Below are 24,175 nucleotides of genomic sequence, written 5' to 3' on the forward strand. Positions count from 1 at the left end.
GTTGCGCCGAGCTTTTTGCGGCGTCGACATGAAGCCGCAACGCCTGCGCACGGGACGAACTGGAAATGCATCGCGTCATCATCAGCGGCATCGGCGTTGAAATCCCCGAAGCTTCGATCACCAATGAGGAACTCGTCGCCAGCTTCAACAGCTGGGTGGACATGGAGAACATCCGGCGCGAGGTGTCGGGCGAGCCGCTGGTACAGAAATCGGACAGTGCCTTCATCGTCCATGCCTCGGGCGTCCAGACCCGCCATGTCATCGAACGGGAAGGCATCCTCGACCCGACCCGCATGGCGCCGCGCTTCCCGGCGCGGCCCGACGATGCGCTGTCGCTGGAGGCCGAGTTCGGCATCGCTTCGGCCGGCAAGGCGCTCGATCATGCCGGGCTGAAGCCGGGGGATATCGACCTGGTGATCTGCTCGGCCTCGCACCATCAGCGGCCCTATCCGGCGATCGCCATCGAAATGCAGCAGGCGCTGGGGACGAAAGGCGCCGGCTTCGATATGGGGCTTGGCTGCTCTTCGGCAGCGGCGGCGTTGCACATCGCCGTCAATCTGGTGCGGGCAGGGGCGCACAAGCGCGTGCTGGTGACGACGCCGGAGATCATCACCGGGCATCTTAATTTTCGCGACCGGCAGACGCATTTCATCTTCGGCGACGCTTCCGTGTCGATGATCGTCGAAGGGCTTGCCCAGGGCGAGAAGCGGCCGGGGCGCTTCGAGGTGCTCGACACGCGCGCCTGGACGCAGATGTCGAACAGCATCCGCACCAATCTCGGTTACTTTACCCGCGCCACCCAGGACGATCCGTATATGATCGATCTGGAAGGCAATCTGATCAAGCAGATCGGCAACAAGGTGTTCAAGGAAGTCACCGTTGCCGGCCACAAATTCATCGTCGAATTCCTGGCCGAGCACGGGCTGACGCCGCAAGCGATCCGGCGCTTCTGGCTGCATCAGGCCAATGCGCGGATGAACGCCATGATCCTGAAACTGTCGTTCGGCCATGACGTCGACCACGACCGCGCGCCGATGGTGCTGGAGCGCCTCGGCAACACCGCCGCCGCCGGTGCCATCATCGCCCTGTCGGAGAACCATGCCGACATGAAGGCCGGCGACTACGGCCTGCTCTGCGCCTTCGGCGCCGGCTACTCGATCGGCGGCGCGCTATTGCGCATGCTTTAGATTTTGTTTTACGCATGTCGTTGTCCCAAAACCGCTGCACACTTTTGGGCGACATGCATTAGCTCGGCGCGAACGGCACCAGCATCGGAACGCGCCTGGCATAGTCGCATCAGCCGTCTTGATCGGAGCATCAGCGCTTTCGACTGGACCTGATGAGCTGACCGCGGCTAATTGCGCGTATCACGCGAGGCACGAACCCATGCTGGATCTTTTTCCCGAAGCCGAAACTCCGGTCGAGATCGTCCCGTCGCGAAAACTCGCCGCCAGGGTGGCAGCGCTTTACCTCGCACCGTTCGATCGTTTTGAGACACGAGCGGTGGATACGCTGCAACTCGGTTTCGACGGCATTGAAGGCGATTTCCATGCCGGCACGACGCGGCGCTCCGGCGGGCGGGAACCCTGGTATCCGCGCGGCACCGAGATGCGCAACGAGCGGCAATTGTCGATCGTGGCAGCGGACGAACTGGCAATCGTCGCCGAACGGATGGGCATCGCCGAGATCAAGCCGGAATGGATCGGCGCCAATCTCCTGATCGAAGGCCTGCCGCACCTCTCGATGCTGCCGACCGGCACGCAGCTGTTCTTCAAAGGCGGCGAGACCGTCAAGATCGACGCGCAGAACGGGCCTTGCCGGATCGCCGGCCGGTCGGTCGCCGAAAATGCCGGGATGCCCGACCATGAGGCCGGAGCGCTGCTGTTCCCGAAGGCGGCGAAGCGCTTGCGTGGGCTCGTCGCCTGGGTCGAGAAGCCCGGCACGATCGCGGCCGGCGAGGAGATTTCGGTACGCGTGCCGGAGCAGTGGATTTACCGGGCCTAGTTGTTTTCCAGGCAAGGCGGCATTGCCAGTCAAAGCCGCGTTCCTTCGTACCCCGCTATCCTGCAGGGCAGGGAGGCACTGTCCCTCGACCTCTGAGAACCTGGGTTCCTCGCCCACCGCGAAGCGGGGGAGAGGTGGCCGCGAAGCNCCGGAGAGGGGCCTTCGTAGAGCGCGGTTCCCCCTCTCCGTCTCGGCTTCGCCGAGCCACCTCTCCCCCACTTTCGTGCTAGGGCATATACACATCTCGCAGAGCCCATCCATCGGCACAGGCACGGAAGTAGGCCAGGCCGTTGTAGAAGGTGATTGGTCCCGGTGGTCTGGAGGAAGCATAGCCGTTCCAGCCGCCGAGCTTGGCGATGATCCATGCCGCCCAGGCGAGCGAGCTCCTGGGGTGGGGATTGGCTTGCAGCTTGGTCTTGCCTTTGAAGCGCTTCTCGAGCGCGGCAAGTGTGTCGATCTCGTTTGGCGTGAAGACGAGGCTTGCCGGTTGAGCGTCCTGGCCGCTGCGGGACTGCACGAGCTGCATGACGATGACCGCGGCCTTGGCGGCGATGGCAATGAGTTTCTCCAGGCGTGCGGCCGATTGCAGCTGGCTGTCTTCGATCTTCAAGCCCTGGGCCTTCATCGTCCGGAAGAACTGCTCGATGGTCCAGCGCTGCTTGTACCAGGCGACGATCTGCCAGGCCTGGGCAGGGCTGCTCACCGCATGGGTGGTCAGAAGCAGCCAATGAAGCGGCTCCACGCCGTCGGGCGCAGCCGTCTCGACGACTTCGACCCAGCGCAGCGTCACCCCCTCTGGCAGCCCCTTTGCGCGCAGGTTCGCCGGCCGCTTGATCGTGGCTTCGCCAAAGCGCAGGCACAGCTCAGCCCGGCGCGCCGGGCGGTCCTGGCGCTCGCGCAGCTCGATCACCTGCGTATCGCAGAACACCACTTTCGCCACGGCGCGGCGCAGCGTGCCGCCAGTGGTGAGGGCCCGGTCATTCATGAGACGCGACAGAACATGGCAATGGCCGTCCGGCACACCAGCCCACATCATATACAAGTCGCTCTCACGGTCGGCGATGAAGGTGACCATGCCGGCCCGGGCCAGCACCGGCTTGGCCGCTTCGGCCGTCTCGATCCAGTGGCGCGATTCCTTTTCGCTCAACGGCCGCTCGGCATGCGGCGGCAGCTCCTCGTCCCCGCGCGTCCACACCTGCCCGCCCACAAGACCCAGGCAAGAACCGCGCTCGGCATCAAGAGCCAGCATTGGATGCAGCAGCAGGCCCCAGCAATTGCCCTTTTTGACCTTGCCCAGGCCGCGCCGGTTGCCCTCTGTCGTCGGGAACTTGATCTCGCTGGTGTCCTGCACCGCCAGGACATGCCGGCCCTCGACCGCAAGCCGGGTCTGATCGCTCCAGCCTGCGATGATCCGGTCCGCTGTCACCGCGTCATTGCCGAGAAAGCGCCCATAGCGGATCTCTTCGGAATGGTCGCCACCGGCAAGCCGGCGCAGGCAAACCGTTTCGCGCAGCACCATGCCTTGGAGCAGCCTCGCCCCCCTTTATCGAGACGACGATCTCCAAATGAACCCAAGGACCAGTCCTGGCATGTCTGCATCGGCGACGCTCCTCCAAATCAGAACGTCACAGAAGAATCATACAGCACACGCCGGCGGAATCCGACACGTCACAACCGAGTCAATCCGTCGCAGCAAGATGTGTATACGCCCTAGCTNACAGCACACGCCGGCGGAATCCGACACGTCACAACCGAGTCAATCCGTCGCAGCAAGATGTGTATACGCCCTAGCCCTTTGTGGGGGAGAGTGGGCGGGAACTCGGCGCAGTTAAAACACCTAAGACCGCCGCATCACCTTCGGCGCATGGCCATGCTCCTCCCGAAACGCCCGCGCAAAGCTCGACATCGAGGCAAAGCCGCAGGCCAGCGCGACGTCGCGCACCATCAGCGTCGAATGCGCCAAGAGGTCGGCGGCACGCTTCAGCCGCAGGCGGCGGTAATAGCTGTTGGGCGAGATACTGAGTTCGGAGCGGAAATTGCGTTCGAGCTTATCGGAGGAGACACCAAGTCGCCCCGCCAGTTCCGCCATGCCGAGCCGCTCCTCCACCGCATCCTCCATGATGGCGATGGCCGACAGCACCAGTTCGTTCTGCACGCCGGTCCGCAGCCTGAGCGGCATCAGCTTGCGGTCGACGCTGGAGCGTAGCGGGCTGTGCACAAACCATTCGGCGACGCCGGCGGCCAGTTCGGCGCCATAATCGCTGGTGATGATCTCCAGCATCATGTCGAGGCTGCCGACGCCACCGGCCGAAGTGAAGAGCTTGCGGTCGATGACATAGAGATCGCGCCTCAGCTCGATATCCGGAAACGCTTCGGTGAAGGCAGCCTGGCTGGTCCAGTGCAAGGTGCAGGCATGACCGTCGAGCAGGCCGGCCCGAGCCAGGAAGAAGGCGGCATCCGCCACCGCACCGATATGGGCGCCGTCGCGCAGGCTCCTGCGGATCCAGCTCACCGCATCGTGCGCGACGAGATGATCGGCATCGCCGCCCGAGCAGACGACGACGCGATCGACCTTCGGCGCGTCATGGGCGGCAAAGCCGGGCTGGATGACGACGCCGTTCGAGGCCTCCACCGGGCCTTCGGCGGCGCCGACGATGATCCAGCGATAGCAGTCCCGCTTGGCCAGCACGTTGGCGGCGCGGAGCGGCTCGATCACCGAGCTGAACGCCATCATCGGAAAGCCTGGGAAGACCAGGATGGCAAAGGTTAGGGGGGTGTCGCTTGCCGTCGGTTGGTTGCGTTGTCGGTTGTTCATAGCTTATGGAGCCAAAAGGATCGGGACGCTACAATTCAGGCAGATGCGCCCTGGGTCAACGGAATAGCGTGCAAGCTTGGGGGTGCGACGCAGAACAATTGCCGCTTGTCGGCGATCCCTCACGCCCCCCTCTGTCCTGCCGGACGTCTCCCCTTCGCCGTCCCGTCCGTTTCAGCGTTGGAGATTGGCGAAAGCGCAAGATAATGGCCAATCTCCCCCCTCGTGGGGAGATTCCCGGTAGGGCAGAGGGGGCGCCGTCCCGCCGACGTCTCGCTATCCGGCTCAACTGGCCAGCGCCTGATCCAGATCCGCGATCAGATCGTCGCCGTCCTCGATCCCGGCCGACAACCGCACCAGCGAATCCGAAATCCCGATCTCGGCGCGTTTTTTCGCCGGGATCGAGCCGTGCGTCATCAGCGCCGGGTGCTCGATCAGGCTTTCGACGCCGCCGAGGCTTTCGGCCAGCGTGAACAGTTGCGTATGTTCGAGGAAGCGTTTGGTGCCGGCGAGGTCGCGGTCGAGCTCGACCGTGATCATGCCGCCGAAGGCGTGCATCTGCCGCCTGGCGATGGCGTGCTGCGGGTGGCTGGGCAGGCCGGGATAGATGACACGGCGGATGTCGGGACGGCTTTCCAGCCAGTGCGCGATCTTCTGCCCGTTCGACGAATGACGCTCCATCCTCAGCGCCAGCGTCTTCAGTCCGCGCAGCGCCAGGAAACTGTCGAACGGCCCTGAAATGGCGCCGATGGCGTTCTGCAGGAATTTCAGCCGGTCGGCGAGATCCTTGTTGTCGCCGACCACGGCGACGCCGCCGACCATGTCGGAATGGCCGTTGAGGTATTTCGTCGTCGAATGGACCACGATGTCGATGCCGAGCTCCAGCGGCCGCTGCAGATAGGGGCTGCAGAAAGTGTTGTCGGCGACTGAGAGCACGCCTTTGCGCCTGGCAAGTGCCGCGACGCCTTCGAGGTCGACGACACGCAGCAGCGGGTTGGTCGGCGTCTCGACCCAGAGCAGTTTGGTTTCCGGGCGGATCGCCGCCTCGACCGCGGCAAGGTCGGTGAAGTCGACGAAGTCGACCTGCAAATTGGCCGAGCGCTTGCGCACCCGTTCCAGCAGCCGGAACGTGCCGCCATAGATGTCGTCGGTGGCGACGATATGCGCGCCTGAATCGAGCAATTCGAAAATGGTTGCGATCGCCGCCAGCCCCGAAGCGAAGGCGAAGGCGGCTGTGCCGCTTTCGAGGTCGGCCACCGCGCGCTCGAAGGCGAAGCGGGTCGGGTTCTGGCTGCGGGCATATTCAAAGCCCTTGTGCACGCCCGGGCTCTGCTGACCGTAGGTCGAAGTGGCATAGATCGGTACCATCACCGCGCCCGTCGTCGGGTCGTGGCTCTGGCCGCCATGGATGGTGCGCGTCGAAAAGGCGAGGCGGTTTTTGCCCGATACGGTGGCTTTGACGGTCATCGGGCGCGCCTCAGATGGTTGATCAGGTCGATGCGTGTTATCAGGCCGATGAATTCGTCGCCATCGAAGACGATGGCGACCTCGTTGCGATCGAAGACCGGCAGCAACGCGTCCAGCGTCTGGCTGGCTTCCAGCGTGTGCAGGGTAGAGGTCATAGCCGTACTGACCGGGGCCTTGAAGCGGTCCCAGCGGCTGTCATAGGGGCCTTCGACCTTGGCGAGGATATCGCTTTCGTCGATGATGCCGACGAGCTTGCCCTCGTCCAGCACCGGCAGCTGCGAGACATCCGATCGGCGCATGCGGCCATAGGCGTTGAGCAGGCTTTCGTCCGGGCCGACGGACACGACATCGCCGGTGCGGAGCGTGCGCATGACCAGGTCCCGCAGATCGCCATGCTGCTCCTGCTCGGCCAGGCCCTGCTCGACCAGCCAGAAATCGTCGAAGACTTTCGACAGGTACTTGTTGCCGCTGTCGCAGACGAAGGTACCGACGCGCTTCGGCACGGTCTGCTCGCGGCAATAGCGAAGCGCTGCCGAAAGCAGCGTACCGGACGACGAGCCGGCGAGAATGCCTTCCTTCGAAAGCAGGTCGCGCACCGCAAGCATGCTCTGCTTGTCGGGGATGGAATAGGCCTTCCTGACCAGCGACAGATCGGCATTGGGCGGCACGAAATCCTCGCCGATGCCTTCGACGGTCCAGCTTCCGGCCTCTACCATCTTGCCGGTCTTGATCAACGGTGCCAGCACCGAGCCGACCGGATCGGCCAAAATCATCTCGGTCTTCGGCGAGACTTTCGCAAAATAGCGGCCAAGCCCGGTCAGCGTGCCGCCGGAGCCGACGCCGACGACCACCGCATCGACATCGCCTCCGAGCTGTTGAAAGATTTCCGGCCCGGTCGTGGTTTCGTGGGCCAGCGGATTGGCCGGGTTGGCAAACTGGTTGGCGTAGAAGGCGCCGGGCAACTCGGCGGCGATCTTTTCGGCCATGTCCTGATAATATTCGGCATGGCCCTTGCCGACATCGGAACGCGTCATGCGCACTTCCGCGCCGAGCGCCCTCAGATGCTGGATTTTTTCGCGCGACATCTTGTCGGGCACGACGAGGATGATGCGGTAGCCCTTGGGGATGCCGACCTGGGCGAGACCAAGACCGGTATTGCCGGCGGTCGCCTCCACGATCGTCCCGCCGCGTTTCAGTTTGCCCTGTTTTTCGGCGGCGGCAATCATCGACAGCGCGATGCGGTCCTTGATCGAGCCACCGGGATTCTGGCTTTCGAGCTTGATGAACAGCCGGCACTTGCCGATGTCGAATTTGGTCAGCTCGACGACCGGTGTCTGCCCGATCAGGTCGAGAACCGAGGCATAGGGCGGGCGCAGGCGGGACGATGCATCGTCTGGTGCCACGATCTTGTGCTTGCTCATGTCAGATGCTCCGTTGCCAGAATGAGCAACCGCCCTGGAAGACGGCAACCTACCGTCTTTTCCAGCCGTTTGCAGTTGGAAAGAAGATAGATCGTGCCAATCCGGCCGCCAGCAGGGGAATGGAATTTCGCGAAAGCTTCGCCGGCCTGCAGGCAGGCAAAAGATTTGCAGAACCCGCTTAGGGTTCAGGCGATCGCCGCCTGGGCTTCGGTCTCGATCAGAAAATCCGGATTACCGAGGCCGGCGACGCGCAGCACCTTGATGATCGGCGGCGCGCCACGGTTTGCCCAGAAGGCCATCCAGGCGCCGAAGGCCGGCCCTATGTCCAGGTCGCCGGCGATATAGACCGAGAGGCTGACGAGGTCTTCAGGCTCTGCCCCACCGGCTTCGAGCACCTTTGCCAGGTTGGAAAGCGCCTGAGCGGCCTGTGCAGGGAGATCGTCCCTGGCGACGATCCGGCCTTGCGCGTCGACGCCATTCTGGCCGCCGACCAGCACGATGCGCGCGGATGCCGGCAGCGACACGCCTTGCGAATAGGCCGGATTGCTGTGCATGCCCTCGGGGTTCAGCCTTTCGATGTCACCGCGCTTTTCCTCCTCAGCGAAAATTATCCCGCGGCCGCCCGGCCGCCCATAGGGATCGCGCGGCACAGAACGGCAATCGTGCGGCCGTTTCAACGCACCATCTCGTTCGTTGCGGCTGCCGATTCCGCCATGCTACCCGGCGCTGGGCGAACAGCAATGCAAGGAACGGCCGATGAAGATTCTTGCCTATGACAATTTCAGGCCCGGCGTCACGCTCGACGATTTGCGGCCTTATCTGCGCGACGAAGTGTCGAATGTCTGGCGGCTCTGGAAGGCGGGGATCGTGCGCGAGAACTATGCGCGCGGCGATATTGGCGGCGTCATCATCGTCTTCGAGCTCGACAGCGTCGCGGAAGCGAGGCGATACACCGAGGACTTCCCGCTGTCCAAGGCCGGGCTGCTGGAATGGCACTTCATCGCCTTCGACGCGCCATTGCCGCTGGAATTCCTGTTCGATCCGACGGTCGATATCGCCAAGCCATGGGACCGGACTGCGGCATGATCCGGGCGAGCGACGGGATCGAAATCCCGGCCAGCCTGGCTGAGTGGTGCGATCCGCGCCGCACGGCGCTGGTGGTCTACGACATGCAGGTCGGCATCTGCCGGCAGGTGGCCGGCGCCGCCACCATCGTCGAGCGCACCGGCACGGTGCTGGAAGCGGCGCGCATGGCCGGAATGCGGGTGGCGTTCACGCGCCATCTGTCGCTGCCGCGCAAATGGATGGGCGCGACGCAGCTGCGCACCGCCATGAACTGGCAGCGGCGCGACAGCCCCGACACGGTTGAGCCGTGGTTCCCGCGCGACGCCGAAGCGACGCGGATCGTGCCCGAGCTGGAACCCCGCGATGACGAGGCGGTGTTCGACAAGCTCACGATGTCGGCCTTCGATTCCACCGCGCTCGGCTTTGCCTTGCGCGATTGCGGCGTGCGCACGATAGCGCTCGCTGGCATCGCCATGGAGATCGGCATCGAGCCGACCGTTCGCCAGGCGACCGACAATGGCTTTGTCGCCGTGGTAATCGACGACGCCTGTGGCTTCGGCAACCGCGAAGCGCGCGACCGCTCGATGGCGACGCTACGCTTCCTCGGCGAAGCCGTCGTCACCGACGTCGCAAGCTTCTGCAGCGCGCTTGCCGGCGCGGGTTGAGGGCAATCGGCTTGCCGCGCGACCCACCGTTTCACGGCAACGCCGAACCGCTCCATCGCTTTGTCTTCACGCAATTGCGGACGGAAAACCGCTCCGCGCTTTTCCCGGAATTGATCTAGGTGGTGGCTGCGCTGTCGGTGCGAAAACGCACGCCCTCGGCGCGGCCGTGCACGCTGCCCCAGTCGTAGAGCGCCTGGAGCGCGGCGGCGAGATCTTCACCGCGCCCGGTCAAGGCATAGCGCCCCTTGCCGTCGGGCGACGTCTCGAGCGTGACGAAGCCGATCTCGACAAGCTCGGCCAGGCGCTGCGTCAGCATCTTGTCCGAGAGTGAGGGGATCAGCCGGCGCAGGTCGGAATAGCGCATCGGCTGTTCCTTGATCCGCGCCAGGATCACCGTCTTCCATTTGCCGCCGAGCGCGTCGAGCGCGAACTCGACCGGACAGCCGTACAGTCTTCCGCGTTGGGTCATGCGCCAATGCTAGGCAAGGCACGGTGACAACGGAAGCAGAATTTGCCCGGTCATCTGGCCAGGGTCGCGGCTCACGGCCTGGCCGGCTACAAAATCCATGGAGGAGAACGAAGATGAGCGCCCGCGACACCAATCCGGTCAATGCGAGACGGCCGAAACGTGTGGCGTCATCGCCAACCCGGCTGTCTCGACCACCACGGGCTGGCCGGTCGGCTTCTGGTGGAGCGAGCTCCCGCACCCTTGGTTCGCCTTCACCGAACGCGGCTATGTGGCCGAGATCTTTTCACCCGGCGGCAGGTGTCCTGCGTCCGGAATTGCGTCAAGACAAAGGGCCTCATCCGAGTAAGCGCTTGCTTAGCCGCGCACACTGCACGCGAATATCGGGAATGGCGTCGATTTCGAAGAAGGTGCCGCGCGTCAGTGGCCCGACGGCGAGGATCTTGGCGGATACCGTGCCGTCGCCGGCGATGACCTCGCAGTTCGCGGTCACGTCGAGGCCGAGGCGCAGCGGATCCGGCCGTGCCAGCCCACGCTCGACCAGCGACCGCACCACGCTGTTCGAGGTGGTCGAGATGTCCCTGGCGATGCCTGTGCAATCATAGATGCGGGTGACGTCGAAGCTTTCGAGCTGCTGCGTGTGGCGCGACTGGACCTGTACGCTGAAGCCGTCGCCGGCGGCGATCTCGACGACGCGCCCGGCGACAAGGCGGATGCGGCCCGCTTGCACCGCCTCGGCAACGCGGGCGTAGACTTCAGGCGCCATGCGGTGGCGGTGGATGTCCCACCAGGCTTTGGTGTGCTCGACGAAGCGGCGCTTGGCCGAGGACGGCCAGTTCTGCCAGATCTTCTGGTTGAAGGGTCTCAGACCGTCGACGACGTCGCGCCAGTCGATGCCGGCCTTCTGGTTTTCCCGGATCAGGTCGCGGAACCAGCCGACGAAATAGGAAAGCTGGGTGCCGAGCGGAATGTCGGCAACGTCGAGCTTGATCGGATTGCCCTTGCGATGCGGCGAAGGCAGCAGGCCGCGCCGAGACACCGCGACGATCGCGCCGCGGTGGCCGCGCTGCTCGAGCGACAGGAAGGCATCGACCATGCTCAAGCCCGTGCCCAGCACCAGGACTCGGGCTTCGGGGTCGAGCGCAGTGTCCGCCTCGGATCCCATCCTGATCGCATGCCCCTGCCCCGCCCCCGGCTCTTCGTCATGCCCGGTGGCGAGCACGGCAAGATGCGCGACCACGCTGGTGCCATTGGCCAGCGCCACTTCGACGCCTGACGCGGTCGGCGAGATCGACAGGCTCTCCTCGCGGATCAGGCGCAGCCGGCCCGTCTGCTGCTCACGCGCCTCGAGCTCGTCGAGCAGCTCCTTGAGATAGCGGGCGTAGACGCTGCGCGGCGCATAGACCGGCGCCTGTTCCGGCGTTGCCAGGCCGCGTTCAAGCAGCCAGCGCGAGAAATTGCCGGGATCGTCGGCATAGGCGCTCATGCCCGACGCGCTGACATTCAGCACATGTGCCGACAGCAGCGTTGAATAGGCCATGCCTTGCCCAAAATGAGGGCGTTTTTCGATCAAGCTGACACGTAGATCGGGATTGGGCGACTTCAGCAGATGCGCGGCAAGCACGACGCCGCTGGCGCCGCCACCGACAATGATGATCGAACTTGGCGTAGCGCGCACGGTCATGCGCACACCAGCTGTCCTGGCGATCGTCGCCGGCTCAGGAGAGATTGGTTCAGGCTTGGATTTTCAACGCCGCCGAAAAATCCTCGTCGCCGGCGATGTCGCGCATTTCGGCGAGGCTGCGCTGGTCCAGCACCTCGGCGATGGCCTGCCGGACCTCCAGCATCAGGTGTCGGACTTGGCATGTCGCCTCGTTGCAGTCTTCGCAGCGCTGATACTGGGTGCGGCTGGCGCAAGGAATGGGGGCAAGCGGTCCGTCGAGCACGCGCACGACGTGGCCGACCTTGATCTCGTCCGCCGGGCGTGCCAGCCGGTAGCCGCCCTCCTTGCCCTTGCGGCTCTGAACGAAACCGGCATTGCGCAATTCGCCAAGGATGGCATCGAGGAACTTCTTCGGAATATTGTTTCCTGTGGCGATGTCGTTGACGAAGGCGAGCTGTCCAACCGGCAGGCGCGCCAGATGGACGAGCGCCTTGAGGCCGTATTTACCTTTTTTCGTGAGCATAACCCGAACGTTTCTCTGTCATGCGATGGCGCAAGGCCACCGGTTGCGAAACGCCTGGCGTGCCTCCCCGCCGCGTCCAAGCTGTCACTACAGATAAATTCTAGTGACATGATATACAAGCCGAGAAACGTTGATTTTGCTTCGTTTTCACGCCGCAATGGCCATTTTGGCCGGGGCTTGTGCTCTTGGAAGCACAGAAGCCGCCGCCAATGGCGCACCGCCAAACTGGCCGGCGGCAGGAATGTCCCCATTGGCGAGAATACCGACAGCAGCTTCTGCCCCTGAATTTGAAGGCCAAAGCATGCCGCGCGCGGCAACAAGGAGGGTGGCGTCGCTCATCGTCCTCTCCAATCCTTCAATGTCGATAAGGATACTAGACTTAACCGCGAACACAGGGAACTTGTTTCCAATTTCTTGGCTATTCACAGCACGGGTTTGCCGATGCAGGGGCGAAAACGGGAAATCCTTGTTGCGCGCATGGACGACGTGGAAGCGGTTCCCGGGCAAGGATGATGGTTCTCACCCGGGCCGTCACCCAGAAGCGCGCGAACTGCCATAGCCAGATGACTTTTTCTAACAAGACCGAACCGATTGGAAGGATTTAACTCTACAAGGACGATAGAGTTAGGTGACTATGAAACGCAATCCGGGTTTTTCTCGTTTTTCAAGGAGCCTTTCATGTCCACCATTTCGCGACGTATCGTTCTCTTGTCCTCGGCGGCCTTGGCTGGTGCGGCCTTTCTCGGCCCAGCCGATGCGCAGGACCTCAAGATCACTATCGGCTACCAGACGGTCGTCGAACCCTCGAAGGTGCCGCAGGCCGACGGCGCCTATGAGAGCGCGACCAAGGCGACAATCGACTGGCGGAAATTCGATTCCGGCGCCGACGTGATCGCGGCGATCGCTTCCGGTTCGGTCGACATCGGTTATGTCGGCTCGAGCCCGCTGGCGGCGGCGGCGAGCCACGAGCTTCCCATCCAGACAATCTTCATTGTCGGGCTGATCGGCGAATCCGAAGCCCTTGTCGCCCGCAACGGCGCCGGCATCGAGAAGGCCGCCGACCTTGCCGGCAAGAAGGTGGCGGTGCCCTTCGTTTCGACGACGCATTACAGCCTGCTTGCCGCGCTGAAGCATGAGGGTGTCGACCCGAAGTCGGTCGATATTCTCAATCTGCGGCCGCCGGAGATCGCGGCGGCATGGGCGCGCGGCGACATCGACGCCGCCTATGTCTGGGATCCGGCACTCGGCCAGATCAAGACTTCGGGCAAGGTCGTGCTGGATTCCTCGCAGGTCGCCGCCTGGGGCGCGCCGACCTTCGACGCCTGGATCGTGCGCACCGACTTCGCCGAAAGGAACCCGGAAGCGGTGCGCGACTTCGTCAAAGTGACGGGCGCGGCCTATGCCGAGTTCCTGGCCAAGCCGGACGTCTGGTCGGTGACGTCGCCGCAAGCGGCGAAGATCGCCACGATCACCGGGGCCAAGCTGGAGGACGTGCCGCAACTATTGAGGGGCTATGTCTTCCCGACGCTCGAGGAGCAAGCCTCGGACAAGTTCCTCGGTGGCGGCACGGTCAAGGCGGTCGAGGCGACATCGGCCTTCCTCAAGGAGCAGGGCAAGATTGACGCCGTGCTGCCGGATTATTCGAAATACGTGTCGTCGAAATATGTCAGCGAAGCGCTTGCCTCGAACTGACGCCAACGCGCGCGGTTCTCCTTCCCTGACGCCGCGTGCTCCCTGCCCCGAACCGCTTGCGAGGAGCGGCTTCGGGGCAGACAGATTCGGAATATCGGCGAGGTTCCCATGACGCATCTCGTGCTCGACAAGGTCTCGGTCCACTATGACGGTCAGCCGGCGCCGGCGGTCGAAAATGTGTCGATTGAGATCGCCAAGGATGACTTCGTTGTCCTGGTCGGCCGCTCAGGCTGCGGCAAGACCTCGTTGCTCAACGTCGCTGCGGGCCTGGTCGAGCCTGTGCGCGGACGCGCCACGATTGGCGGCAGGCCGATCACGGCGCCAGGTTCTGACCGCGCCGTCGTGTTCCAGAACGACGCGCTGTTTCCGTGGCTGACCGCGCGGGAAAATGTCGCCTTTGCGCTCAGGCTGCGCGGTGTCAGGGCCGCCGAACGGGCGCGGACTGCCGACGACCTTCTGGCGCTGGTGAAACTCGACGGCGCCGGCGACAAGCGCATCTGGGAGCTTTCCGGCGGCATGCGCCAGCGCGTCGGCCTGGCCCGGGCGCTGGCGGCCGAACCGCAATTCCTGCTGCTCGACGAGCCGCTGGGCGCACTCGATGCGCTGACCCGGGAACGCATGCAGACGATGCTGCTCGATCTGTGGACGGCAAGCCAGGTCGGCGTGCTGATGGTCACGCACGGCATCGACGAAGCGCTGGTTCTTGCCACCCGTATCATTGTGCTCGCTCCCGGCCCTGGCCGGGTGGTGTGGAGCTTCGAGACCGGCTTCAGCCGGCGCTATGCAGCCGGCGAGGCCATTCGCAGCATCAAGGCCGATCCCGCGTTTGTGGCGGCGCGCAGCGAACTGACCGACGCGATCTTCGAAGGAGAGGCGGCGTGACCATTTCCTCCTACACCGAGCGGCCGCAGCGCTCCAATATCGACGACGGAGCCGACGCACTGTCGGTGCCATGGTCGCGGCCGCCGCCGAGACGCAGCCGCGTTTCGGCCCGCATGGTCAGCGCAATCACCATTCTGGTGGTGCTGGCGGCGTGGACGGTATCGGCCCGCCTGCAATTGGTGTCGCCGGTTTTCCTGCCGTCGCCCGTGGCAGTCTGGAACAAATTTGTCGTCGTCGCCCGTGACGGCTTTGTCGACGCGACGCTCGCCCAGCATATTGCCGCCAGCCTGTGGCGGGTGTTTGCAGCGCTGATCGCGGCCGTTTTCGTCGGCGTTCCCATCGGGCTGGCGATCGGCGTCAGCACGATCGGGCGCGGCATCTTCGATCCGCTGCTCGAATTCCTGCGGCCGATCCCGCCGCTCGCCTATCTGCCGCTGATCATTATCTGGTTCGGCATTGGCGAGCCGTCCAAGATCCTGGTGATTGCCATTGCCATGCTGGCGCCAGTTGCGCTGTCGACGGCATCGGGTGTTCGCGGCGTATCGAAGGACCGCATCAATGCAGCGCGCTCACTTGGCGCCACGCGGCGCCAAGTGATCAGGCAGGTGATCCTACCCAGCGCGCTGCCCTCGATCCTGACCGGTCTGCGCATCGCGCTTGGCGCCGGCTGGTCGACGCTTGTCGCCGCCGAGCTGGTGGCCGCGACGCGTGGGCTTGGCTTCATGATCCAGTCCGCTGCCCAGTTCCTCGTCACCGACGTGGCGGTGATGGGCATCCTGGTGATCGCGGCCATTGCCTTCGTGCTCGAATTCATCATCCGCAGGATCGAGCGGGTGCTCGTCCCGTGGGCGGGGCGGGAGTAACCGGACCGGAGACGTGACGATGCCCCATTCCACCGCTGTACTGTTTGCGCATTTCGGCCATTGGCTCCGCCTGATCAAGGCCGGAGACAAACAGCCGCCTGACGGCGAACGCAAAACGCCGACGCCGGTGCATCTGGACGCGGAGCGCAACCGCCTGCCACCGCGCGACGAAAGTTTCTACTGGGGCTGGCAATACTGGTCGCGGTGAGCGGCCGCCACGGGTCCGCTGTGTGCTGCTCCGGCGAATGCCTGAGGATCGACCCCTGCTCAAACGCGCGAGCGGTTCGCCCAGGCCAGCCCCGCCAAGCCAACCAGCGCGGTGACGATGCCGGCATACAGCCATTGCGACTGGCCGGTCATGAAGCTGCCCTGGACCCAACCGATGCCTTGCAATGACCACAGCACGCCGATGGCGAGCACAATCAAGGCCAGCAGATTTTTGATCAATCTCATCGTTGCAAACTCCTTTTCAAAGTCGATCGCCAGCCGTGCCCTCGTACCGGTGGAAGAGCGAAAAGAAGCGGTTCGGTCACGCCAACTTCTACTTAGATGCTAACCTCTGATCCTGCGCAAGACATGCGGAGATCGGTGCAAAGATCATCAAGGAAGCTGTGCCGCTCTGCGGCAAATCTCTGACAAATTGTTTCGCGCCGACTCCAAACGTGTAACATTGCCATGGAACCGACAGATCATTGCCGCATTTGCTGCCTCATTCGCCCCTAACCGCCGCGGGTCTGTCAACGGAGCCAGTCCCCAACACATGAACAAAAGCAACCGGACCGCGCTCGTCGCGGCCATGATCGCGGCTGGCCTGATGGTCGGCGCATCCACTGCCAGCGCCGCCGCGCAGTGCGGCCGTGCCTCCTGGTACTCACTGCATTCCAGAACCGCTTCCGGTGAACGCATGAACCCGTCGGCGCTGACCGCAGCGCATCGCAGCCTGCCGTTCGGCACCAAGCTGAAGGTGACCAACCGCAACAATGGCCGCAGCGTCGTCGTGCGTATCAACGACCGCGGCCCGTTTATCAGGGGCCGGATGCTCGATCTGTCGAAGGGCGCCGCCAGCCAGCTTGGCTTCATCAGCTCGGGCCACACCGCTGTCTGCATGGCACGGGTCTAACGGCCGCCACGGCCGGACACCGCCTCCGACGCTCGTCCCCAATAGCCGTGCTGCTTGCCAGGCCTTCGCAGGTGCACATTGAGCCGGCTGTTGCCGTTCCAGGCGGATTCTCAACGCCTTGGACGAAAGAACGAGGATAAATCACGCAAGTTGACGTATTGCATCGCAGCAGATTGTTGCTAACTTCCCCGCAAGGCATTCAAGGCTCGGCGCTGCTCGTCGGCCCTTCGATCGCAGTCGGCAGCGGGGTTCTCGATGTTCTACCAGCTCTACGAACTGAACCACGCCGCCTTGCAGCCGGCGCGCCTCTATGCCGATGCGGTGCGCCTGTTCTACTCCAATCCGCTCAATCCGGTCTCACACACGTCCTGGGGCCGCTCGGTTGCGGCAACGGCCGAACTGTTCGAGCGCACGACGCGCCGCTACGGCAAGCCGCAATTCGGCCTGACCAAAACCGTGGTCGACTGGAAAACCGTCGAGGTCAGCGAACGCACCGTCTGGTCGCGGCCGTTCTGCAACCTGGTCCGTTTCGAGCGCGCGGTTCCGGCTGGGCGCCGGCCGGATCCGAAGCTGTTGATCGTCGCGCCGATGTCGGGCCACTACGCGACGCTGCTGCGCGGCACGGTGGAGGCGATGCTGCCCTATGCCGACGTGCATATCACCGACTGGGTCGACGCCCGCATGGTGCCGCTGGCCGACGGCAGCTTCGATCTTGACGACTATATCGACTACATCGTCGACATGCTGCATGCGCTGGGCCCCGACACCCATGTGATGGCGGTGTGCCAGCCTTCGGTGCCGGTGCTGGCGGCGGCGGCACTGATGGAAGCCAAGGGCGATCCGTTCGTGCCCTCGACGATGACGCTGATGGGCGGGCCGATCGACACGCGCCGCAATCCGACGGCGGTCAATCTGCTGGCGCAGGAAAAGGGCATCGACTGGTTCCGCGACAACGTCATTATGCGCGCGCCCTGGCCGGTGCCGGGCTTCGGCCGCGAGGTCTATCCTGGCTTCCTGCAGCTTTCGGGGTTCATGAGCATGAACCTCGACCGCCACATCATCGCCCACAAGGACTTCTTCATGCATCTGGTGAAGCATGACGGCGACAATGCCGAGAAGCACCGCGAGTTCTACGACGAATATCTGGCGGTGATGGATCTGACGGCGGAATTCTACCTGCAGACCGTCGACACCGTGTTTGTCCGCCAGGCCTTGCCCAAGGGCAAAATGACGCATCGCGGCGTGGCGGTCGACCCTTCGGCGATCCGCAATGTCGCCCTGTTCACGGTCGAGGGCGAGAACGACGACATCTCCGGACTCGGCCAGACCAAGGCGGCGCACGACCTGTGCATCAACATCCCGGCCGACAGGCACGCCCATTACATGCAGCCGGCGGTCGGCCATTATGGTGTGTTCAACGGCTCGCGCTTCCGCTCCGAAATCGTGCCGCGCATCGTTGATTTCATTACCAGCTATGGCCGTCAGAACCGCGTTGCGGTGAAGCCGAAACTGGTCCGGACCGGCAAGAAATAGGCGACCAGCGATGATGCCGCGCCCGCGACCTCGCATCAGGTCGGCCAACGCTAAAATTACCGGTTGGAACCGGTGTAGTCCATCCGAGCTGTTGCACAATAGTCGCGTTGGCGCCACGCGGGTAACCATGCCGCAAAATCAATCCATCCTCATAATTGACACGGACTGTAAATACCCCTTAACGTTTCGTTAATAACAAGGGACAAGCGGGGACAATGATTTCCTCACCAATGGCGAGAACGCTGCGCCTGTGCGCGCTGGCCGGACTTACTGTGGCGGCAGGTTGGGCCGGTTCGGCCTCGGCAGCCAGCCCGATGATAACAGGTGGCCCGACCTCGCAGCCGATCGGCCATTATGATTTCTGCAAGAGCTACGCGTCCGAATGCACGATCCGCCCGAAGGATCTGTCGCCCGCCAGCCTGACCGGCTCGCTGTGGCGCAAGCTGCTCAGCGTCACGGCAAGGGTTAACGCCGCCGTCAAGCCGGAGAGCGACTTCGACATCTACGGCAAGGACGAGGTCTGGGCCTATCCCGACAAGGGCGTCGGCGATTGCGAGGACTATGTCCTGGAAAAGCGCCGTGAGCTGAACCGGCTGGGCGTCTCGTTTTCCGATCTGCTTATGACCGTCGTGCGCAAGCCGGATGGCGAAGGCCACGCCGTGCTGACGGTGCGCACCGACAAGGGCGACTACATCCTTGACAATCTGACCGACCAGGTCCGTTCCTGGGACCAGACCGGCTATCGTTTCCTCAAGCGGCAGGCGATTGACAATACCGGCCGCTGGGTCTCGATCCGCGGCGGCCAGCAGGTTCTGGTCGGCTCGGTCCAGTAACAAGGCAGCTCATTTCGGCCGTGCCAGCGCGGCGCGGATCGACGCAATGATGCGGCGAAGCTCGGCTTCGTCGAGCTTTTCAATGTTGTCGGCCAGGAGATTGGCAAGCTCGGTCGCCGCCGGGCTAAGGCCCGACGTGTCGAGCTTGACGCGCGGATGCGAGGTTTCGGCCAGCCGCGCCAGTTCCTCGGCGTCATCCCAAATGATGTTGAAATAGCCGATGATCTTCTGGATCAGCGTCCAGCTCGGCGCACCGCGGCGGCCGTGTTCCAGCGCCGAGAGATAGGCTGCGCTGACGCCGATCGCCTTGGCCATGTCCTTCTGGCTGACGCCGCGCTCGTTTCGCAGCACGCGAAGCTTTTCGCCGAACGGGGTCACAAGCGCACCTTCATGGGTGCATCCTCATAGGTGCGTCCCTCATGGGCGTGTCCTCATGAGCGCGCCCGCCGCAAGCGGATATAGAGCGCACCCGAGCCGCCATGTTTGCGGGCGGCATGGTCGTGGCTGGAGACGAGGGGCCGGAAGGCGGGTGTCGACAGCCATGACGGTACGGCGCGCCGCAAGACGCCATCACCGCCCGACGAGGAACCCTTGCCGGTGATCACAAGGACGTAGCGGATGCCGCCGGCATGCGCCCGGCACAGGAAGGAAAACAGCAGCGAATAGGCTTCGTCCTGGGTCAGGCCATGCAGGTCGACGCGGCCCTCGATCGGCAGCCGGCCCTTCGACAGCTTGTCCAGCGTCGGTTCGTCGAGTGCGTGGGAGACATGCTGCGCCTTCGGCTTTGCGGCCGTGGCAGCATTGCCCGCGACCTGTGCCGGCGGCGGCGCCTGCCTGGTCTCGTCGATCTCCGGCCCGACGTCTGGAATTTCGACGGCGGTTTTGCCCTTCAGCGGCTTTGCCGTGCGCGCCACCAGGTTCCACAGCACCCGGTCGTCCTCGCTCAGCCTGTCGATGCGCCGGGTCATCGGCCTGCTCCTGAAACCAGCGCCCGGGGGATCAGCGCATAAAAATCGGCGGCGTTGCGGATAACGCCGGCGATCTCGCCGGCCGCATCGCCCGACCCGGCAAACAGATCGCCGCGGGCCGGCCCGGTGATCGCCGAGCCGGTGTCCTGCGCGATCATCAGCCGCCGGAACGGTTTTCCGTCGAAAGCGGTCAGCGACGGCGCATCGATATGGAAGGGCGTGCCGAACGTGTGCAGCAGCCGGTCGACGGCGATCGAGCGGCCGGGTGTCAGCGCCACCTTGGCGGCAGCGATCGGGCCGAGCTCTGGGTCGTCGACGCCCATCTCGCGGAAGAAGATGTAGGAGCGGTTGCGCCAAAGGATCTCGTCGACGCGTTCCGGATGCGCCTTGAACCAGGCACGGATCGACTGCATCGTCACTTTCTCCAGCGGGATCTCGCCTTCCTCGCTCAGGATCTGGCCCGGTCCGGTAAAGCGCTGGCCGGATTTGGCGGCATAGGTGATGCGGCGAAGCCTGCCGTCGGTCATCTTGAGCCGCGCCGCGCCCTGCACGTGAATGAAGAAGGCGTCGACCTTGTCGGCGAGCCAGGCAATTTCCAGCCTTTTTCCGGCAAGCACGCCGCACTCGATCTCGCCGCGGTCGAAATATTCGACCGGGCCGTTCGGCGTCGCACGAGCAAAGGCGAGATAAGGATCCAAGCCTGAAGGACGATTGCCGTCGTCGACGTCGACAAGATCGGCCGGGCGCGACAGCAACGGCACCGAAAACCGTTGCGTGCGTACCGGCGAGGCTTCGACCTCCGGCTCATAAAAGCCGGTGACCAGGCCGGGAGCACCATCTTCGGCATCGATACGGGCCGGCACGAAATGGCGCTCGAAAAAGCTTCGGGCCTGCAACCGATTCGCCGGCGAAACGGTGCGCGCTTCGGCATAGGCATCGGCAAAGCCATTGTAATCGACGCCGAGCGCGCCGGAGCGGTAGGGTTTGGTCAGGACATGAAAGGCCGAGCGGCGAAAGGCCTCAAAGGCAGGGAGATGGTCGTCCTCGCCCCAGCCCGGCAATTCGCCAAAGGATTTTTCGCTGAAGGCTCGAGAAAGCGACACGACAGCCTCCGCCGCCGTCCAGTTCAGTCTTCTTCTTCGGTGGCGACGAGCTTCCAGTTCGGATCGCGCGAGCGCGCGTCACGAGCGAAGGTCCAGACATCCTTGACCTCGGCGACGGTTTCGGGATCGCCGTCGATGACGGCGCCGGCCTTGTCGCGGGTCGCCGAAATCAGTTCGCTGACGATGCGCAGCGTGATGTGCGCCTCGCTGCCCTTCATCTCGGCCGAAACGATGTCGGCCTTGTCGATGCCGACGAAGGAGGACTGGATCTTTTCGGCTTTCGCCTCACGGTCGCCGATGGCCGCGACGAAGCCGTCATAGACCTCGCGCGACAAAAGGTTCTTCAGCGTTTTACGGTCGCCATCGGCGTAGGCCATGACGATCATCTCGTAGGCCATCTTGGCGCCGTCGACGAAGGTCTTCGGGTCGAAGGTCGGATCATTGTCCTTGATCGCCCGCAGGCCCCGGTTGAGATCGGTGTCGGGCTTGGCAAAGGCGTCGATCGCCGCATAGGTGTCGGCCGCCGGCTCTCCCGCCAGCCGCTTGCGCGGCAGCGAAACCACGTTCTCGGGTTTCTGGGCGGCATCCTTGTCGTTTTTGCGCGCTGCCGTATATGGATCGAAGGGTGGGCGCTCGTTGCCCGTGCGTCGGCCAAGCACGTTGCGCAGCTGGAAGAAGATCACCACCGCCGCAATCAGAAAGAAAATCGTGCCGAAGTCGAAGAAGCCCATATCTTGCGCCGATCAATCCCTGCTTTGGCCGGACCAGCGGCCAAGCAAGGGCCGCGATCACATAGCGTTCAGTATCCAAAGCATATAGAACGCATGGCGCAATCATTCAAATCAAAGGCAGCCATACCTATCTAACAGCTCTGGTGCCAGCGGCGATTGCTCGCCGGCCGGCAAAACATCGAAAACGATCGGTCAAGATTTGCGTATCTCGCTGCTTCCCCTGTTCATTCTGGCGCTTCCGCTGCTGGAGATAGCCGGTTTCGTTATTGTCGGCCGCCAGGTCGGCGCGCTGGCGACAGTCGGCTTGGTGCTGGCCTCGAGTGTCGCCGGCGCCTTGCTCCTTCGACACCAGGGTTTTGGCGTCATGGCCAGGGTCCGTGCCGAAATGGATGCCGGGCGTGATCCGAGCGGCCAGCTTGCGCATGGCGCCATGATCGTGCTGGCAGCGATCCTTTTGATCATCCCCGGCTTCATCTCGGATATTTTCGGCCTTCTGCTGTTCCTGCCGCCGGTGCGCGATCTTGCCTGGCGGATGCTGAAAGGCCGCATCGTGCTGGCAACCGATTTCAGCAGTGGTTTGCGGGCAAGGCAACGCGGCAAGACCATCGATCTCGACGACGGCGACTATTCGCGGGCCGACGACCATACGCGCGGACCGGGTTCTCCCTGGCGCCGCCTCAAGGACGAGTAGCTGCAAGGCAACCGGCGTCTTTTGCAAACTTGTCTTGTCGGGCCGGCCATGATAGCGAACGCCCGAATTTCAATCCGGTCAGCAACGCTGCCCAGGCAAAAGGACCACAGCTTATGGCCAGCAACGACGACGCGCCGACCGGCGCAGCCAACGGTAATGGAAATGCGGCGCAGCCTTCGCTCAACGTGCTTGCGCAATATGTGAAGGACCTGTCCTTCGAAAGCCCGGGCGCACCGAACTCGCTGCGCGGCCGCGACAAGGCTCCGGGCATCGCCATCAATGTCAACGTCAACGCCAATCCGCTTTCCGACAAGCAGTTCGACGTCAATTTGACGCTGAACGCCAAAGCGTCGTTCGACCAGGAAGTGCTGTTCAATGTCGAACTGGTCTATGGCGGCGTCTTCTCCATCAGCGGCTTCCCGCAGGAGCACATGCTGCCGATCCTGTTCATCGAATGCCCGCGGCTGCTGTTCCCGTTCGCCCGGCAGATCATCGCCGAGGCAACACGCAATGGCGGCTTCCCGCCGCTGATGCTAGACCCGATCGATTTCGCGCAGATGTTCCAGCAGAAGTTGGCCGAGGACCAGGCTGCCGCCAAGGTCAAGGTGAGCTAAAGCGGTTGTCTCGCTTGAGTGTGGAAAACCCGGCCTTGCGCCGGGTTTTTTGTTTGAGACGCCGGCGGGACAAGTACCCCCCTCTGGCCTGCCGGCCATCTCCCCCTCAAGTGGGGAGATCGGACTTCACGTCAGCCTTCGCCAATCCTTCATCGCCGCAGGAATGAGCGAGGCGCTGGGTCTGCCAATCTCCCCCCTTGAGGGGGAGATGTCCGGCAGGACAGAGGGGGGCGCGAAGGATCACTCCGGTCAAAATCACTATGCCGCGGAACTCGCTTCCGGGACGACCCGCAGCCACAGCGCCTTTTCGCCCAATGTGCCAACCATGCCTGCGTGTGCTGTGCGCTCGGCGTCGGTCAGGCGCGCGGGCAAGGCGATCGGCCGCACGCCGATCGAAATATCGATGTCGTCGACATTCTGCCTGCCGCCCGCCGGAGTCAGGATGCTGTCGAGGATGAGGCTTGCCTGCTTGCCGCCGATGAGCTCGATATAGACCTCGGCCAGCAATTCCGAATCGAGCAGCGCGCCGTGCTTGGTGCGGCGGCCGTTGTCGATGCCGTAGCGGCGGCAGAGCGCGTCGAGCGAATTGGGGCCCATCGGATGCTTGCGGCGCGCCAGCGCCAGCGTGTCGACGATCCGTCCCGGATCGATGGCCGGATGACCAAGCCGGCCGAATTCGAGATTGAGGAAGCCGATGTCGAAGCCGGCATTGTGCGCGACCAGCTTGGCGCCGTCGATGAAGGCCAGAAACTCCTCGGCGATCTCCATGAAAGTCGGCTTGCCCTGAAGATCGGCGGCGCTGATGCCGTGCACGGCCTGCGCCTCGTGATGGATCTGGCGGCCTTGCGGGTTGATATATTTGTGGAAGGTTCGGCCGGTCGGGAAGCGGTTGACCAACTCGACGCCGCCAAGCTCGATGACGCGGTCCTCGCGCGCGTCGAGGCCGGTGGTTTCCGTATCGAAGATGATCTCACGCATCGAATCAGTCCACTGGTTCCGGCATCATTCTAGCCGAATCACACCAGGAACAAAATGGCAACAAGTAATGTGAGTCTGCAA

Annotated in this window: 28 protein-coding genes; 13 read left to right on the forward strand and 15 right to left on the reverse strand. The window is 63.7% G+C overall.

Annotation, left to right across the window (positions count from 1 at the left end):
* Window positions 1-65: 65 nt before the first annotated feature.
* Entirely contained in the window at window positions 66-1,187 is a 1,122-nt protein-coding gene (locus tag X773_RS49930) for a beta-ketoacyl-ACP synthase III (protein ID WP_023675888.1), read from the forward strand.
* A 199-nt stretch (window positions 1,188-1,386) separates the two neighbouring features.
* The gene (locus X773_RS49935; RefSeq protein ID WP_023675889.1) at window positions 1,387-2,004 is read left to right on the forward strand and encodes an MOSC domain-containing protein; all 618 of its coding nucleotides are present in this window, start codon (window positions 1,387-1,389) and stop codon (window positions 2,002-2,004) included.
* Window positions 2,005-2,230: 226 nt separating this feature from the next.
* Here X773_RS49935 and X773_RS73615 read toward each other — a convergent pair whose 3' ends face one another.
* The 5 genes from X773_RS73615 to X773_RS49960 form a co-directional block, all read right to left on the reverse strand.
* Window positions 2,231-3,523, reverse strand: a complete 1,293-nt coding sequence (locus tag X773_RS73615; protein WP_023675890.1) for an IS4 family transposase — start codon at window positions 3,521-3,523, stop codon at window positions 2,231-2,233.
* Between the two features lie 318 nt (window positions 3,524-3,841).
* Window positions 3,842-4,819, reverse strand: coding sequence for a GlxA family transcriptional regulator (locus tag X773_RS49945; protein WP_023675891.1), 978 nt, complete (start codon window positions 4,817-4,819; stop codon window positions 3,842-3,844).
* Window positions 4,820-5,101: 282 nt separating this feature from the next.
* Window positions 5,102-6,283 (reverse strand): cystathionine gamma-synthase, encoded by a 1,182-nt coding sequence (locus X773_RS49950; RefSeq protein ID WP_023675892.1) that lies wholly within the window; start codon window positions 6,281-6,283, stop codon window positions 5,102-5,104.
* The gene (locus X773_RS49955) at window positions 6,280-7,704 is read right to left on the reverse strand and encodes a pyridoxal-phosphate dependent enzyme (RefSeq protein WP_023675893.1); all 1,425 of its coding nucleotides are present in this window, start codon (window positions 7,702-7,704) and stop codon (window positions 6,280-6,282) included. The genes X773_RS49950 and X773_RS49955 overlap by 4 nt, the downstream gene beginning before the upstream one ends.
* Window positions 7,705-7,889: 185 nt before the next feature.
* Window positions 7,890-8,381, reverse strand: a complete 492-nt coding sequence (locus tag X773_RS49960; RefSeq protein WP_245274665.1) for a RidA family protein — start codon at window positions 8,379-8,381, stop codon at window positions 7,890-7,892.
* 79 nt (window positions 8,382-8,460) lie between these two features.
* On the opposite strand from X773_RS49960, the gene X773_RS49965 reads away from it, so the two are divergent.
* Window positions 8,461-8,790: a hypothetical protein gene (locus tag X773_RS49965; protein WP_023675896.1), complete on the forward strand. Its 330-nt coding sequence runs from the start codon at window positions 8,461-8,463 to the stop codon at window positions 8,788-8,790.
* On the forward strand, window positions 8,787-9,434 hold the full coding sequence (locus X773_RS49970) for a cysteine hydrolase (protein ID WP_031211561.1): 648 nt from the start codon (window positions 8,787-8,789) through the stop codon (window positions 9,432-9,434). Before X773_RS49965 ends, X773_RS49970 begins: the two co-directional genes overlap by 4 nt.
* 115 nt (window positions 9,435-9,549) lie before the next feature.
* Here the strand turns inward: X773_RS49970 and X773_RS49975 are convergent, their stop codons facing one another.
* From X773_RS49975 to X773_RS49990, 4 genes are all read right to left on the reverse strand, one after another.
* Window positions 9,550-9,903, reverse strand: coding sequence for a helix-turn-helix domain-containing protein (locus tag X773_RS49975; protein ID WP_023675899.1), 354 nt, complete (start codon window positions 9,901-9,903; stop codon window positions 9,550-9,552).
* 334 nt (window positions 9,904-10,237) lie between these two features.
* Complete coding sequence (locus X773_RS49980; protein ID WP_023675901.1) at window positions 10,238-11,584, reverse strand: FAD/NAD(P)-binding protein; 1,347 nt, start codon at window positions 11,582-11,584, stop codon at window positions 10,238-10,240.
* Window positions 11,585-11,633: 49 nt separating this feature from the next.
* A complete protein-coding gene (locus X773_RS49985) occupies window positions 11,634-12,086 on the reverse strand; it encodes an Rrf2 family transcriptional regulator (protein ID WP_023675902.1) in 453 nt (150 codons plus the stop codon).
* Window positions 12,087-12,233: 147 nt separating this feature from the next.
* Entirely contained in the window at window positions 12,234-12,425 is a 192-nt protein-coding gene (locus tag X773_RS49990) for a hypothetical protein (RefSeq protein WP_156937312.1), read from the reverse strand.
* A gap of 339 nt (window positions 12,426-12,764) precedes the next feature.
* Between X773_RS49990 and tauA the strand changes: the two genes are divergently transcribed.
* From tauA to X773_RS50010, 4 genes are all read left to right on the forward strand, one after another.
* Window positions 12,765-13,778, forward strand: a complete 1,014-nt coding sequence (gene tauA / locus X773_RS49995) for a taurine ABC transporter substrate-binding protein (RefSeq protein WP_023675904.1) — start codon at window positions 12,765-12,767, stop codon at window positions 13,776-13,778.
* Window positions 13,779-13,886: 108 nt separating this feature from the next.
* Window positions 13,887-14,660, forward strand: coding sequence for a taurine ABC transporter ATP-binding protein (locus X773_RS50000; protein ID WP_023675905.1), 774 nt, complete (start codon window positions 13,887-13,889; stop codon window positions 14,658-14,660).
* Entirely contained in the window at window positions 14,657-15,523 is an 867-nt protein-coding gene (locus X773_RS50005) for an ABC transporter permease subunit (RefSeq protein ID WP_023675906.1), read from the forward strand. The genes X773_RS50000 and X773_RS50005 overlap by 4 nt, the downstream gene beginning before the upstream one ends.
* Window positions 15,524-15,542: 19 nt before the next feature.
* On the forward strand, window positions 15,543-15,731 hold the full coding sequence (locus tag X773_RS50010; protein ID WP_023675907.1) for a hypothetical protein: 189 nt from the start codon (window positions 15,543-15,545) through the stop codon (window positions 15,729-15,731).
* A gap of 59 nt (window positions 15,732-15,790) precedes the next feature.
* Here X773_RS50010 and X773_RS77320 read toward each other — a convergent pair whose 3' ends face one another.
* Window positions 15,791-15,976 carry a hypothetical protein gene (locus X773_RS77320; RefSeq protein WP_023675908.1) on the reverse strand — a complete coding sequence of 62 codons (186 nt, stop codon included), beginning with the start codon at window positions 15,974-15,976 and terminating at the stop codon, window positions 15,791-15,793.
* Window positions 15,977-16,283: 307 nt separating this feature from the next.
* Here X773_RS77320 and X773_RS50020 point away from each other — a divergent pair, with 307 nt between their 5' ends.
* From X773_RS50020 to X773_RS50030, 3 genes are all read left to right on the forward strand, one after another.
* Window positions 16,284-16,643, forward strand: coding sequence for a septal ring lytic transglycosylase RlpA family protein (locus tag X773_RS50020; protein WP_023675909.1), 360 nt, complete (start codon window positions 16,284-16,286; stop codon window positions 16,641-16,643).
* A gap of 255 nt (window positions 16,644-16,898) precedes the next feature.
* The gene (locus X773_RS50025; protein WP_023675910.1) at window positions 16,899-18,176 is read left to right on the forward strand and encodes a polyhydroxyalkanoate depolymerase; all 1,278 of its coding nucleotides are present in this window, start codon (window positions 16,899-16,901) and stop codon (window positions 18,174-18,176) included.
* 215 nt (window positions 18,177-18,391) lie between these two features.
* Window positions 18,392-19,009 carry a transglutaminase-like cysteine peptidase gene (locus tag X773_RS50030; protein ID WP_023675911.1) on the forward strand — a complete coding sequence of 206 codons (618 nt, stop codon included), beginning with the start codon at window positions 18,392-18,394 and terminating at the stop codon, window positions 19,007-19,009.
* Between the two features lie 9 nt (window positions 19,010-19,018).
* Here the strand turns inward: X773_RS50030 and X773_RS50035 are convergent, their stop codons facing one another.
* From X773_RS50035 to X773_RS50050, 4 genes are read right to left on the reverse strand one after another with little or no spacing between them, the layout of a single operon-like run.
* Window positions 19,019-19,387 (reverse strand): helix-turn-helix transcriptional regulator, encoded by a 369-nt coding sequence (locus X773_RS50035; protein WP_023675912.1) that lies wholly within the window; start codon window positions 19,385-19,387, stop codon window positions 19,019-19,021.
* A 53-nt stretch (window positions 19,388-19,440) separates the two neighbouring features.
* The gene (locus X773_RS50040) at window positions 19,441-19,977 is read right to left on the reverse strand and encodes a Smr/MutS family protein (protein ID WP_023675913.1); all 537 of its coding nucleotides are present in this window, start codon (window positions 19,975-19,977) and stop codon (window positions 19,441-19,443) included.
* Window positions 19,974-21,080 carry a murein transglycosylase A gene (locus X773_RS50045; RefSeq protein WP_023675914.1) on the reverse strand — a complete coding sequence of 369 codons (1,107 nt, stop codon included), beginning with the start codon at window positions 21,078-21,080 and terminating at the stop codon, window positions 19,974-19,976. The genes X773_RS50040 and X773_RS50045 overlap by 4 nt, the downstream gene beginning before the upstream one ends.
* A 23-nt stretch (window positions 21,081-21,103) precedes the next feature.
* Complete coding sequence (locus X773_RS50050; RefSeq protein WP_023675915.1) at window positions 21,104-21,811, reverse strand: Tim44/TimA family putative adaptor protein; 708 nt, start codon at window positions 21,809-21,811, stop codon at window positions 21,104-21,106.
* Between the two features lie 199 nt (window positions 21,812-22,010).
* Here X773_RS50050 and X773_RS50055 point away from each other — a divergent pair, with 199 nt between their 5' ends.
* Both X773_RS50055 and secB read left to right on the forward strand, forming a co-directional pair.
* Window positions 22,011-22,502 carry an FxsA family protein gene (locus tag X773_RS50055; protein ID WP_023675916.1) on the forward strand — a complete coding sequence of 164 codons (492 nt, stop codon included), beginning with the start codon at window positions 22,011-22,013 and terminating at the stop codon, window positions 22,500-22,502.
* A gap of 113 nt (window positions 22,503-22,615) precedes the next feature.
* A complete protein-coding gene (gene secB / locus X773_RS50060; RefSeq protein WP_023675917.1) occupies window positions 22,616-23,116 on the forward strand; it encodes a protein-export chaperone SecB in 501 nt (166 codons plus the stop codon).
* A gap of 258 nt (window positions 23,117-23,374) precedes the next feature.
* Here secB and dnaQ read toward each other — a convergent pair whose 3' ends face one another.
* Window positions 23,375-24,094 (reverse strand): DNA polymerase III subunit epsilon, encoded by a 720-nt coding sequence (dnaQ, locus tag X773_RS50065; RefSeq protein ID WP_023675918.1) that lies wholly within the window; start codon window positions 24,092-24,094, stop codon window positions 23,375-23,377.
* Window positions 24,095-24,175 lie beyond the last annotated feature (81 nt).

Origin of the sequence: Mesorhizobium sp. LSJC280B00, from assembly GCF_000502835.1 — a bacterium.
Classification (GTDB): Bacteria; Pseudomonadota; Alphaproteobacteria; order Rhizobiales; family Rhizobiaceae; genus Mesorhizobium.

Coding starts and splice junctions, on each gene's coding strand:
- X773_RS49985 (WP_023675902.1), bottom strand. CDS start 12,086: ATGCTCACGAAAAAAGGTAAATACGGCCTCAAGGCGCTCGTCCATCTG.
- X773_RS49955 (WP_023675893.1), bottom strand. CDS start 7,704: ATGAGCAAGCACAAGATCGTGGCACCAGACGATGCATCGTCCCGCCTG.
- X773_RS49990 (WP_156937312.1), bottom strand. CDS start 12,425: ATGAGCGACGCCACCCTCCTTGTTGCCGCGCGCGGCATGCTTTGGCCT.
- X773_RS49950 (WP_023675892.1), bottom strand. CDS start 6,283: ATGACCGTCAAAGCCACCGTATCGGGCAAAAACCGCCTCGCCTTTTCG.
- X773_RS49930 (WP_023675888.1), top strand. CDS start 66: ATGCATCGCGTCATCATCAGCGGCATCGGCGTTGAAATCCCCGAAGCT.
- X773_RS50000 (WP_023675905.1), top strand. CDS start 13,887: ATGACGCATCTCGTGCTCGACAAGGTCTCGGTCCACTATGACGGTCAG.
- X773_RS50020 (WP_023675909.1), top strand. CDS start 16,284: ATGAACAAAAGCAACCGGACCGCGCTCGTCGCGGCCATGATCGCGGCT.
- X773_RS49980 (WP_023675901.1), bottom strand. CDS start 11,584: ATGACCGTGCGCGCTACGCCAAGTTCGATCATCATTGTCGGTGGCGGC.
- secB (WP_023675917.1), top strand. CDS start 22,616: ATGGCCAGCAACGACGACGCGCCGACCGGCGCAGCCAACGGTAATGGA.
- X773_RS49975 (WP_023675899.1), bottom strand. CDS start 9,903: ATGACCCAACGCGGAAGACTGTACGGCTGTCCGGTCGAGTTCGCGCTC.
- X773_RS49935 (WP_023675889.1), top strand. CDS start 1,387: ATGCTGGATCTTTTTCCCGAAGCCGAAACTCCGGTCGAGATCGTCCCG.
- X773_RS50030 (WP_023675911.1), top strand. CDS start 18,392: ATGATTTCCTCACCAATGGCGAGAACGCTGCGCCTGTGCGCGCTGGCC.
- dnaQ (WP_023675918.1), bottom strand. CDS start 24,094: ATGCGTGAGATCATCTTCGATACGGAAACCACCGGCCTCGACGCGCGC.
- X773_RS50010 (WP_023675907.1), top strand. CDS start 15,543: ATGCCCCATTCCACCGCTGTACTGTTTGCGCATTTCGGCCATTGGCTC.
- X773_RS73615 (WP_023675890.1), bottom strand. CDS start 3,523: ATGGTGCTGCGCGAAACGGTTTGCCTGCGCCGGCTTGCCGGTGGCGAC.
- X773_RS49970 (WP_031211561.1), top strand. CDS start 8,787: ATGATCCGGGCGAGCGACGGGATCGAAATCCCGGCCAGCCTGGCTGAG.
- X773_RS49965 (WP_023675896.1), top strand. CDS start 8,461: ATGAAGATTCTTGCCTATGACAATTTCAGGCCCGGCGTCACGCTCGAC.
- X773_RS50025 (WP_023675910.1), top strand. CDS start 16,899: ATGTTCTACCAGCTCTACGAACTGAACCACGCCGCCTTGCAGCCGGCG.
- X773_RS50050 (WP_023675915.1), bottom strand. CDS start 21,811: ATGGGCTTCTTCGACTTCGGCACGATTTTCTTTCTGATTGCGGCGGTG.
- X773_RS77320 (WP_023675908.1), bottom strand. CDS start 15,976: ATGAGATTGATCAAAAATCTGCTGGCCTTGATTGTGCTCGCCATCGGC.
- X773_RS50040 (WP_023675913.1), bottom strand. CDS start 19,977: ATGACCCGGCGCATCGACAGGCTGAGCGAGGACGACCGGGTGCTGTGG.
- tauA (WP_023675904.1), top strand. CDS start 12,765: ATGTCCACCATTTCGCGACGTATCGTTCTCTTGTCCTCGGCGGCCTTG.
- X773_RS49945 (WP_023675891.1), bottom strand. CDS start 4,819: ATGAACAACCGACAACGCAACCAACCGACGGCAAGCGACACCCCCCTA.